Annotated in this window: 9 protein-coding genes and 1 pseudogene; 4 read left to right on the forward strand and 6 right to left on the reverse strand. The window is 41.2% G+C overall.

All coding sequences use genetic code 11. The features are described 5' to 3' along the window. Window positions 1–7 precede the first annotated feature (7 nt). From ACFI4Z_RS02295 to rpsB, 5 genes are all read right to left on the reverse strand, one after another. Window positions 8–787: an isoprenyl transferase gene (locus tag ACFI4Z_RS02295; protein ID WP_462669160.1), complete on the reverse strand. Its 780-nt coding sequence runs from the start codon at window positions 785–787 to the stop codon at window positions 8–10. A gap of 82 nt (window positions 788–869) precedes the next feature. Continuing rightward, complete coding sequence (gene frr / locus ACFI4Z_RS02300; protein ID WP_370693511.1) at window positions 870–1,391, reverse strand: ribosome recycling factor; 522 nt, start codon at window positions 1,389–1,391, stop codon at window positions 870–872. Window positions 1,392–1,441: 50 nt separating this feature from the next. Then, window positions 1,442–2,191, reverse strand: coding sequence for a UMP kinase (gene pyrH / locus ACFI4Z_RS02305; protein WP_462669161.1), 750 nt, complete (start codon window positions 2,189–2,191; stop codon window positions 1,442–1,444). Between the two features lie 158 nt (window positions 2,192–2,349). Beyond that, complete coding sequence (tsf, locus tag ACFI4Z_RS02310; RefSeq protein WP_462669162.1) at window positions 2,350–3,201, reverse strand: translation elongation factor Ts; 852 nt, start codon at window positions 3,199–3,201, stop codon at window positions 2,350–2,352. Between the two features lie 103 nt (window positions 3,202–3,304). Then, window positions 3,305–4,033: a 30S ribosomal protein S2 gene (gene rpsB / locus ACFI4Z_RS02315; RefSeq protein WP_058561295.1), complete on the reverse strand. Its 729-nt coding sequence runs from the start codon at window positions 4,031–4,033 to the stop codon at window positions 3,305–3,307. 245 nt (window positions 4,034–4,278) lie between these two features. Between rpsB and map the strand changes: the two genes are divergently transcribed. From map to dapD, 3 genes are read left to right on the forward strand one after another with little or no spacing between them, the layout of a single operon-like run. Continuing rightward, a complete protein-coding gene (map, locus tag ACFI4Z_RS02320; RefSeq protein WP_272897226.1) occupies window positions 4,279–5,091 on the forward strand; it encodes a type I methionyl aminopeptidase in 813 nt (270 codons plus the stop codon). A 12-nt stretch (window positions 5,092–5,103) separates the two neighbouring features. Continuing rightward, the gene (gene glnD / locus ACFI4Z_RS02325; RefSeq protein WP_462669163.1) at window positions 5,104–7,719 is read left to right on the forward strand and encodes a [protein-PII] uridylyltransferase; all 2,616 of its coding nucleotides are present in this window, start codon (window positions 5,104–5,106) and stop codon (window positions 7,717–7,719) included. A 9-nt stretch (window positions 7,720–7,728) separates the two neighbouring features. Beyond that, window positions 7,729–8,556 (forward strand): 2,3,4,5-tetrahydropyridine-2,6-dicarboxylate N-succinyltransferase, encoded by an 828-nt coding sequence (dapD, locus tag ACFI4Z_RS02330; protein WP_462669164.1) that lies wholly within the window; start codon window positions 7,729–7,731, stop codon window positions 8,554–8,556. Window positions 8,557–8,782: 226 nt separating this feature from the next. Here dapD and ACFI4Z_RS02335 read toward each other — a convergent pair whose 3' ends face one another. Continuing rightward, the gene (locus ACFI4Z_RS02335; RefSeq protein WP_462669165.1) at window positions 8,783–9,805 is read right to left on the reverse strand and encodes a DUF2804 domain-containing protein; all 1,023 of its coding nucleotides are present in this window, start codon (window positions 9,803–9,805) and stop codon (window positions 8,783–8,785) included. Window positions 9,806–9,945: 140 nt separating this feature from the next. On the opposite strand from ACFI4Z_RS02335, the pseudogene ACFI4Z_RS02340 reads away from it, so the two are divergent. Next, a pseudogene (locus ACFI4Z_RS02340) lies at window positions 9,946–11,977 on the forward strand (BCCT family transporter). Window positions 11,978–12,114 lie beyond the last annotated feature (137 nt).

Consider the following 12,114-nt stretch of genomic DNA (forward strand, 5'->3'; position numbering starts at 1 on the left):
CTTTTAATTAGGTTTCGGCGAGTAATTGTTTTATTTGTTCGCCGGTACAACCAAATCGTCGCTCTCTGGCAACGTAGCAGGCGATAGCGTCAGCAAAAGCAGCTTCATTGAAGTCTGGCCAAAGCGTATCGGTAAAATAAAGCTCAGCATAAGCTGCTTGCCATAATAAAAAGTTACTAATGCGCAAGTCTCCTCCCGTTCGAATCAGCAAATCAGGTTCTGCCTGATCCTGCATACTCATTTGTGAGGCAATATCTTGCTCAGTGATATCATTGGGATCTAATTCCCCAGCAGCTATTCGTTTACCAAGTTGTTTAGCTGCATTTGTAATGTCCCAACGGCCACCATAATTAGCGGCGACGTTTAATTTCAGTCCTGTATTATCAGCAGTTAACGCATGTGCTGCATCCACTTTACTACGCAAAGTGTCAGAAAAGCGTGATAAGTCACCAATAATAGTTAATTTTACATTGTTTTTGTGAAGTTTTTTTACTTCCTTGCTTAGCACGAATAAGAATAGCTCCATTAACGTGCTCACTTCATCTTCAGGGCGTTGCCAGTTTTCACTACTAAAAGCGAACAAAGTCAATGACTCTACCCCCAATTTAGTACAAAACTGTACCGATTGACGAACAGCGTCCACCCCTTTTTTATGCCCGTAAACACGTGGCCTATTTTTAGCCTGTGCCCAACGACCATTGCCATCCATGATTATAGCGACATGCTTGGGTAAACATTGCTGGGAAATTTTATCAGCGTTAAGAACCATAAATATCGAGTATTCCATAAAAAAACGCCGCCTAGTATACCCCAGACGGCGTTTCAAAACTAATATATTTCCTAAACCCTAGTTCAGCTTATTTAGCTGCTTAGATTTCCATCAACTCAGCTTCTTTCGCTGTTAGTTGAGTATCCATCTCTTTGATGAATTTATCAGTTAGCTTTTGGATTGCATCTTCAGCTTGGTGCGCTTCATCTTCTGAGATGTCTTTATCTTTTAATAAGCTTTTAACATCACCGTTTGCATCACGACGAATATTACGCACTGCTACACGACCACTTTCAACTTCACCACGTACGATTTTAATTAAATCTTTACGACGTTCTTCAGTAAGTGGAGGAAGTGGTACACGAATAACTGCACCTGCTGACATTGGGTTTAAGCCCAAATCAGAAGCCATAATTGCTTTTTCTACCGCTTGTGCAAGTGATTTATCAAATACACTCAGTGCTAGTGTACGTGAATCTTCAATTGTTACATTCGCTACTTGGTTCAACGGTGTTGGCGCACCGTAGTATGACACCATAATGCCATCTAAAAGTGCTGGGTGAGCACGGCCTGTACGAATTTTAGATAATTGACTGCCAAGTGCCGTTACACTTTTCTGCATGCGTTCTGCAGCATCTTTTTGAATATCGTTAATCACGGTTCAATCCTAATCTAGTTAGTTACTTCATCTGAGGCTTGTGAAGAGATAAGTGTTCCTTCTTCTTCGCCCATAATAACACGCTTTAACGCGCCTAATTTGTTCATATTAAATACGCTCAATGGCATATTATGATCACGTGCTAATGTGAATGCAGCGAGATCCATCACTTTTAGTTCTTTATCAATGATTTCATTGTAGCTTAAGTGGCGGTAAAGTGTTGCGTCTGGGTTTTTCACCGGATCATCACTAAATACACCGTCTACTTTAGTCGCTTTGATAACTGTGTCTGCTTCAATTTCGATACCGCGTAAACACGCCGCTGAATCAGTAGTGAAGAATGGGTTACCTGTACCTGCTGCAAAAATAACTACACGGCCCGTTTTTAATAAACTAATTGCTTCAGCCCAATTGTATGCATCACACACACCATTTAATGGAATGGCTGACATCAAACGACAGTTTACAAATGCGCGGTGCAAAGCATCACGCATTGCAAGTCCATTCATTACCGTTGCTAGCATACCCATGTGATCGCCTACAACACGGTTCATACCTGCTTCTGCAAGAGAACCACCACGTAAGAAGTTACCACCACCGATAACTAAACCCACTTCTACGTCGAGTTCTACAAGCTCTTTAATTTCTTGCGCCATACGATCAAGCACTTTTGGATCGATGCCAAAGCCTTCATCTCCCATTAAAGCTTCACCACTTAATTTGAGAAGAACACGTCTAAAAATAGGTTTACGATTGATAGTCATAGTATTGGGGCCAACTTTTATTAAATTATGGATAAAAAATAACCGCGCTTATGATAAACATAAAAGCGCGGTTATTTTAAAGAATTTCTAAGCATGACGCAAAAGCAAATAGTACTTTAATTGCATGTATTTTCCTTTTACATCATGAATAGTTAATCTTACTTACCTTTAGCAGCAGCAATTTGTGCAGCAACTTCAGCAGCAAAATCTTCTTCTTTCTTCTCGATACCTGCACCAACTTCCATACGTACGAAGCTAGTAACCGTCGCGTTTTTCTCTTTAAGAATTTCGCCAACAGACTTTTTAGGTTCCATGATGAAAGCTTGACCAGTAAGTGAAACCTCACCAGTGAACTTCTTCATACGGCCTACAACCATCTTTTCAGCGATTTCAGCAGGCTTGCCTTCATTCATCGCGATATCGATTTGAACTTGCTTTTCTTTTTCTACAACGTCAGCAGGAACATCTGCAGGCGTTAAGTAATCTGGGTTTGAAGCAGCAACGTGCATTGCAACGTGCTTAAGTGTTTCTTCATCAGCAACACCCGCAACAACAACACCGATACGCTCACCGTGACGGTACTCAACTAGTTGTTCACCAGTGATGTACTGAAGACGACGCACATTGATGTTTTCACCAATCTTAGTCACAAGCTCAACACGGTCTTCTTCGAACTTAGCTTGTAAGTCTTCGATAGAAATTGTGTCAGCAATAGCAGCATCAGCAACTTTGTTAGCAAATGCTAAGAAGCTTACATCTTTAGCTACGAAGTCAGTTTGACAGTTAACTTCTACAAGTACTGCAACACCGGCATTCTGCTTGATGATGATAGTACCTTCAGCAGCAATGTTACCTGCTTTTTTAGCAGCTTTAGCAGCGCCACTTTTACGCATATTTTCAATCGCTAACTCGATGTCACCATCAGTTTCAGTTAACGCTTTTTTACAATCCATCATGCCAGCGCCAGTACGCTCGCGTAATTCTTTAACTAGGGCAGTAGTTACAGCCATTAGTAAATCCTCAAATCTGAATTCAGGTTAGATAAGCGGGTTAACCGCTCTACAAGAATAGCAAGTCTTCATCTAATTTAGATGAAGACTTGATGACAGCTAATTACTCAGCTTCAACGAAATCGTCTTTCTCAGCTTGAGCAACGATGTTGTTTTCACGACCTTCAGTGATTGCAGCAGCAACAGAGGTAGTGTAAAGGTTGATTGCACGGATAGCATCATCGTTACCAGGAACGATGAAATCAACACCGTCTGGGTTAGAATTAGTATCAACGATTGCAACAACTGGAATACCTAGGTTGTTAGCTTCACGGATTGCAATGTGCTCGTGGTCAGCATCGATAACGAAAAGTGCGTCTGGAAGACCGCCCATGTTTTTGATACCACCAAGGCTTTTTTCAAGCTTTTCCATTTCACGGTTAAGCATTAACGTTTCTTTCTTAGTTAATTTCTCGAAAGTACCGTCTTGGCTTTGGATTTCAAGGTCTTTAAGACGCTTGATTGATTGACGAACTGTTTTCCAGTTAGTCAACATACCACCTAACCAACGGTGGTTAACGTAAAACTGATCGCTTGCGATTGCTGCGTCTTTAACTGCTTCGCTTGCTGCGCGTTTTGTACCAACGAAAAGTACTTTACCTTTGTTTGCTGCAGCACCAGATAAAAACTTAAGTGCGTCGTTAAACATTGGTACAGTTTGCTCAAGGTTGATGATATGAACACGGTTACGAGCGCCGAAGATGAAAGGCTTCATCTTAGGGTTCCAGTAACGTGCTTGGTGACCGAAGTGAACACCAGCTTGAAGCATATCGCGCATTGAAACGTTTGCCATTTTGTAAATCCTCTATGTTGTTTAGGGTTAGGCCTCCACATATCCCATAGCACCAACACCGAAGTTTAATTAACTTCAAATGCACCCAAGTGTATGTGACGATACGTGTGTGTGTTAAAATAAAATTGTGTTTGCCTTAAATACAAAAAATCATTTAAGAATTTATTTGTAAAAAGACGGCGCGCTTTATACCATATTAAAAATAAATATTCAACGTCGCGCGCAAAAATTGTGCGACGGTAAATGTGTTAAAACTCGACTATGGAGCCTCTATGAGTGCTGTTATCAAGACCCCTGAAGAAATAGAGAAAATGCGTGTAGCTGGGCGCTTAGCGGCAGAAGTGCTAGAAATGATAGAGCCACATGTAGTGCCTGGTGTGACCACTGATGAATTAAACACAATTTGTCATAATTATATTGTCGATGTACAAAAAGCCATTCCTGCGCCGTTAAATTATCACGGCTTTCCAAAATCAATTTGCACTTCAGTAAACCACGTTATTTGTCACGGAATTCCAAATGACAAAGCATTAAAAGACGGCGACAGTGTAAATATTGACGTCACTGTCATCAAAGATGGCTACCACGGCGACACATCAAAAATGTTTCATGTTGGAACACCCAATATACAAGGGAAACGTCTTGCTCAAATTACCCAAGAAAGCTTGTACCTTGCTATTAAAATGGTCAAGCCGGGTGTGCGCCTTGGTGATATTGGCGAAGCGATTCAAAAATACGCTGAAGGATTTAACTATTCTATCGTGCGTGAATATTGTGGTCACGGTATTGGCGCTGAATTTCACGAAGAACCACAAATCATGCATTATGGCCGTGCAGGCACTGGTGAAGCGTTAAAAGCGGGCATGTGCCTAACAATTGAACCTATGGTCAATGCCGGTAAACGCCAATGTAAACTGCTAAAAGATGACTGGACAGTGGTTACAAAAGACCGCTCTTTGTCAGCGCAATGGGAACACACACTGTTAGTAACTGAAAATGGTGTTGAAATTTTAACGCTCCGATCAGATGATACCATAGACAGGATCATCGAACATTAGGAGCCAGCCCACGTGGCATTACCCAATAAAGTAAAAAAGTTGCTTGGCGATGCCGAGCAACTAAACGATTACCGTGATTGCTCCGCTTATTTTTATAAATGGCTGCATAACGAGTTTTCAAAACAACCCGTTGGTAATTTGATTAATGCCCGCGCTGAATTTATAGACCGCCTGCTGATCAAGCTATTTCATGTTTATGACTTAGCACACGAGCCTGATTTAGCGCTTATTGCCGTTGGCGGCTATGGACGAGGTGAATTACACCCCTACTCTGATATTGACTTTCTATTATTAGTGACCGAACAGCCGAGTGACGCTATTTGTGAGAAAATTGGTCAATTCGTCACTATGTTATGGGACTTAGGTTTAGAGATAGGCCACAGTGTACGTACTATTGACCAAGCCATAGATCAAAAGCGTGAAGACGTGACGTTTGCCACCAGCTTACTAGAAAGTCGCTTATTGTTTGGCAATCACATCGAGTATGAAAAGCTTAAAAAGCATATTCTTGACACCCCTGTGTGGCGCTCTGATGAGTTCTTTTTAGCTAAATTAAAAGAGCAACACCTACGACATAAAAAGTGCCATGGCACTGCCTACAACTTAGAACCCAATATCAAAGAAAACCCAGGTGGTTTGCGTGATTTACAAACCATCATTTGGGTTGCAAAAAAGCATTTTAGGGCCGAAACTTTACAAGAACTGATTAGCCATGGTTACTTAACACACGAAGAATACCAAGAGCTTTCTGAGTGTTTAGAAAACCTTTGGAATATTCGCTTTGCCTTGCACCTCGCTGCTGAGCGCTCTGAAAACCGTTTATTGTTTGACCACCAGCCCCTTGCTGCTGAAATCCTTGGCTTTGGTAGTGATGGTAAAGCGTCTGTTGAGCGCATGATGAAACGGTTATTTCGGATTATGAGCCGCGTACGCGAACTCAACCAGATGCTATTGTCTTATTTTGAGCAAAGTATTTTACCTGAATCCAGTGAGCAACCAATTGTAGAACTCGACAACAGCTTCGAACGTGTTGGTCACCAAATAAAAGTTAAAAACCCATCCGTATTTTTCCGCCGTGATCAGCTTTTTGTATTGTTTGAACATATTGCTGATAACCCTGCTATCACGCATATCTATCCAAGTACAATTCGCACTATACGCCAAGTACGCAGACGTTTGCTTGGTGATTTGCAAGATTACGCAGCGTGTCGGGAAGCATTTTTGCGTATCATTAAGCACCCAAATGGCATGGGACGTGCTTTTACATTGATGCATAAACACGGCATGCTCGCAGCCTATTTACCACAATGGCGCAATATATTCGGGCAAATGCAATTTGACTTATTTCATGCATATACGGTCGATGAGCATACCCATAAATTAATAAATAATATTTATCAATATTTTGATAAGTCAAGCAGCAATCAGTTTCCATTATGTTGTGAAATAGTCACTCGAATGGATAAACCAGAATTACTGTACTTAGCGGGTATTTTCCATGATATTGCCAAAGGCCGTGGCGGGGATCACTCCGAGCTTGGCTCTGTAGATGCTATTGCATTTGCCAAACTTCATCGGTTTACAAACTCAGATGGTAAGCTTATTTCGTGGTTAGTGGCTAATCACTTACTTATGTCGGTTACAGCCCAGCGTAAAGACATTAATGACCCCGATGTGATTAAAGAATTTGCCTCAAAAGTAAAAACAGAGCGCCAATTAGATTATTTATATTGTTTGACTGTTGCGGATATACGCGCAACTAATGACAACTTATGGAATGATTGGAAAAACACGCTTCTTCGTGAATTGTATTTACACGCGCAACGCGCTCTTCGCTTGGGACTTGAAAACCCAATGGATCAGCGAGACCAAATTCGTGATAAAAAACGTCAAGCTAAGCAACGCTTGATTAATTTGGGGTATGACGAAGAGAAAATTGATTTAATTTGGAGTCGGTTTAAAGCTAACTACTTCACTGCCTTTAGCGAACAGCAAATTTCATGGCATAGCGAGCACTTAATTAATGCTGACTTGTCACAGCCAAGTGTTATCGTATCCAATAAAGCGATGCATGGTGGAACACAAGTATTTGTGTATAGCCCCTATTCTGGTGCCATTTTTGCGCGCTTAGTAAATGTGATTGGCTCGAAAAAAGCTCAAGTTCAACACGCTCAAGTCCTGACAACGCGAGACGGATATGTCGTTTTTAGCTTTGTTGTCCTAGAGGTCAGTGGTGAACCGATTGCCAGTGGTCGAGCACAATCTATAAAACGCGGACTTGACCAAGCGTTAGCAGATCCACGTAAAAAAATACGCTTTAAAAAGAATCGCTCACAACGTTTCAAAGACTTTAATATAAAACCAAAAATTATACTGCGCCCTCACCCGCGTAAAGACCGCAGTTTAATTGAAATTCAAGCGGTAGATATTCCTGGTTTATTAACCAAAATAGCTGAAGTTTTTCAAGCACACTTATTACATATACACGCTGCGCGTATAACCACCGTAGGTCAACGCGCGGAAGATTTCTTCGTGGTATCAAATAACGAATACCAAGCACTGACCGACGAAGAACAAACAAAAATTCATCAAGCACTGCGTAAAAAACTCCACGCAGAAATCGAATAAGAGGACATTATGTCAGATTTAAAAACCATGATTGAAAACGCCTGGGATAACCGCGATAGCATCAGCCCAAGTTCAGTATCAAGCGATGTAAAGCAAGCCATTATTGATGCGCTAGAGTTACTTGATAGTGGTGCAGCACGTGTTGCTGAAAAAATTAGCGGTGAATGGGTTGTACATCAGTGGTTGAAAAAGGCCGTGTTACTGTCGTTTCGTATCCGCGATAACGAACCAATGAACGATGGTGTAAACCAGTTTTACGATAAAGTGCCACTTAAATTCAGTGACTACACACCAGAGCAATTTCAACAAGGTGGTATGCGCGTAGTGCCAAACGCTGTGGCACGCAAAGGCAGCTTTGTTGGTAAAAACGTAGTACTGATGCCATCGTACGTAAACATTGGCGCCTATGTTGACGAAGGCACCATGGTTGATACATGGGCCACTGTAGGCTCATGCGCACAAATAGGTAAGAACGTTCATCTATCAGGCGGTGTGGGCATAGGCGGTGTTTTAGAGCCGTTACAAGCGAATCCTACAATTATTGAAGATAACTGCTTTATTGGCGCACGTTCTGAAATTGTAGAAGGTGTAGTAGTTGAAGAAGGCGCTGTGATCTCAATGGGCGTTTACATCAGCCAAAGCACGCGTATTTACGACCGTGAAACTGGCGAAATCCATTACGGCCGTGTACCAGCAGGTGCAGTTGTAGTGCCAGGTGCATTACCATCAAAAGATGGCAGCCATAGTTTATATGCAGCTATTATCGTGAAAAAAGTCGATCAACAAACCCGCGAAAAAGTCGGTATTAACGCCCTACTTCGTTCAATAAACGAATAAGAGCTGTAAGCTTTCAGCCGTCAGCGATCAGCTGATTTGAGTTAAACGTAAGTAGGTGTGATAACACGAGCTCACAGCTTATCCTGTGTTAAGAATATCAACTGAACTTTAATTTATAAGAAGCCCTAAGCATTGTTGTTTAGGGCTTTATTTATGTTCACTACTATTCACCGTTTTCAAAATCTACTCCACTTAAAACTTACTACTTAAAACTTAGGGCTCTGTTTTACCATTTCGCATAATGATCTTCGGTAAAGCCCCACTCGCCATTGAGTGTAATCACTTCATTTTCGAGGGTGATTTGGCCATAAAAACGACCGAAGTGTTGAGTGAAGTTGCTGGCGATTATAAGTAAGTTAGTTTTATCTTGGCGTTTACCTACAGGCTCAAACGTTAAATTTATCTTGCCGTCGTTTGAACGTAATTGCCATTTATTATCTGATTTGTCATTTGAATAACGTTGAAATTGAAAGTCTACCATATCGATTTTATGTAGGGCTCCATCAAGCCACAAAGCATTTTCTGTAAAACTCGTTTCAACTACGCCCGCTGCTAAATTAAACCCTAACCTGCGACCGTCTGCCAAAATACAGGCTAAACTGCCCCAGTTCCAACTTGTTTCTCGGCGCATGTAACCTGCGCTCCAATCAACACTTGCCAGTGCATTAATTTCTTCAAGTAAAATGCGTTTGCCCTGCCATTCAACACTCCCTGAGCATAATAATGCAGCACTTTTCTGGGTAAAGTGGAACCCCGTAAATCCAGCACGAGTGCAAACAGCTAATGGTTGGTAATTTACTGACTCATTTATTTCTGCACGTATTTGAAGGCCGCTTTTTAAGTTAACGCGTACTACTCGCTTTTGTGTGCTAGCAATGACACTGATTTCAATACTATTTCCACCTTTCGCAAAATATGCATTACCGTTTTTAGGGCTTTGGTCTATTTGCGTTTTTAAAGCAAGTAAATTAGTAAAACTAAATTCTTCAAAGTGATTACTTTTAGGGTCGTAAAGATAAACAAAGCAATTACTGGCAATTTTCAAGTCAACAATCGCCAAGCCAATAATAAGTGTTTCACAAGTAAAACTTATAAACTGAAACTGATTAAATTTTAGCTTTTTTGCAAACGAGCTTGTTACCTTGCCCATGCTATTGCGCAAGTCAAAATCCATATAGTTAATTTGTTCAACTCCTTGCTCAAACACGCCAAACTGCGCGTTGCCACGGTGATCGATTAGATTTTTCATGATTAGTAGATCCCGTTAATTATTAGCATTCGGCTAATTTTTACAAAGAAAGCAAGTGGTGAAATTAGCCAGTACCCAATATATGTCATAAGGTATGCAAGCATGCTTTAAAGTTAGCACTTAATATTAGGGATTAATATATGACGAAAAAGACATTCCGCTCAACTCTTTTGCTGCCTGTATTTTTACCTGCAGTTTTCATCATCTTATGTTTAGTACTTGGCACTATCAGTAACCCTGAACTAGCCGGTGAAGCATTCAGTGCGACCTTATCATGGATAACAGAAACCTTTGGTTGGTTTTACATGTTGTCTGTCGCTATTTTCTTGGTTTTTTATTGTCTCAGTTGCTGCCTCTAGTTGGGGCAATATTAAGCTTGGACCTGACCATGCAAAACCTCAGTACAGTTTTCCTGAATGGTTTGCCATGCTTTTCTCTGCTGGCTACGGTGTTGCTTTACTTTATTTTGGTGTTGCTGAACCCGTTTTACATTATGCATCGCCGCCAAGTGGCGCAGCAGAAACTGTGGATGCAGCTAAACAAGCAATGCAGATTGCCTTTTTTCATTGGGGCTTTCATATCTGGGCTATATACGGCATTGTAGGATTAGTACTTGCTTACTTTGCTTTTCGCCATGGCCTACCATTATCGATACGCTCTGCTTTATACCCTCTGATTGGTGATAAAATTCACGGCCCTATTGGTCATACAGTGGATGTGTTTGCCATTTTAGGTACTCTATTTAGTATTGCCACCACATTAGGCTTATCAGTAACGCAAATTAACGCGGGATTACATTACTTATGGCCTAATATTCCTGTCAATACCACGGTACAAATTATAGCCATAGCTTTAATAACAGGAGCGGCGACCATCTCAGTTGTAGCTGGCATGGATAAAGGAGTTAAGCGCCTGTCTATGTTAAATATGGTGCTGGCAATCACGTTAATGACTTTTGTCTTTTTTGTCGGTTCAAGTATCCATATTTTAGAATCATTTTTGCAAAACACCGGAAGTTACTTAAGCGGTATTGTTGAACGTACATTTAACTTACAAGCCTATAGCCGCAGTGACTGGATAGGCAATTGGACCTTGTTTATATTTGGCTGGACAATTGCCTGGGCACCGTTTGTTGGCATGTTTATCGCCAAAATTAGCCGCGGTCGAACAATTAGGCAGTTTGTTGTAGGCGTGATGCTAGTGCCAACGATATTCACCTTTTTATGGTTTTCTGTGTTTGGTGATACTGCACTTAACTTAATAATGAACGAGGGCTTTAATACGCTAATTGTCGATGTTCAAGCTAATCATGCCGTTGCATTATTTCAGCTATTTGAAGCGCTACCTTGGTCATTTTTTATCTCGTTAGTAACCGTAATTCTTATTATTACATTTTTTGTCACATCGTCCGATTCAGGCTCATTGGTTATTGATTCACTTGCCTCGGGCGGCAGCATAGATACCCCTGCTTGGCAGCGCGTTTTTTGGGCTGTATTAGAGGGCACAGTTGCATCAGTACTATTGCTTGCCGGTGGTTTGAGTGCGCTACAAACAATGACGATAGCCAGTGCATTGCCATTTGCTGTGATCATGTTACTTGCAACTGCTGGATTATGGCGGGCTTTGCGAATCGAAGGACACCGAGACTCCAGCTTACAAGCACATACATTGACCAACAAAAGTCCAGAACTTTCACATTGGAAGCGACGCTTAGCTGCGATGGTCAGCTATCCTAAAAAGAAGGACGTACATGCTTTTATCAGCCAAACTGTTATTAACGCGATGGAATCTGTACAAGCCGAACTAAAAACTCGTCAATGGCAAGCCGTAGTTGAATTTGACGACGTAATGGGTCGTGCTTTTCTAACCGTGTTAAGACATGATCATGTAGATTTTGTGTATGATATTAGGCTAACAGAACACGTAACCCCAAGCTTTGCATACGCTGAGTTAAAACCGACTGAGGATGACCCTCAGCTTTATTATCGTGCCGAAGTGTTTTTACGCCGAGGCGGTTTATCTTACGATATTTATGGCTTTAATGAAGGTGATATTGTTAAAGATATACTCGATCAGTTTGAAAACTACTTACACTTTTTAGACAACAGCCCTGGAGAACTGCCGTGGGACATGACAAAACACGACGAGATGTTAGGTTCCGAAAAAAGCTAACTTAACCACCAAGCCTCTTATATATTAAGGGGCTTACTTTTAATTAAATTGTTACAGAGTATTACATAAACACACTTTATCGCTGTTATTTTGCCGTCTAGCGCTACCACTGACACATACACCATTTACACCACTGG

The sequence above is a fragment of the Pseudoalteromonas sp. RWi3 genome (assembly GCF_054960735.1).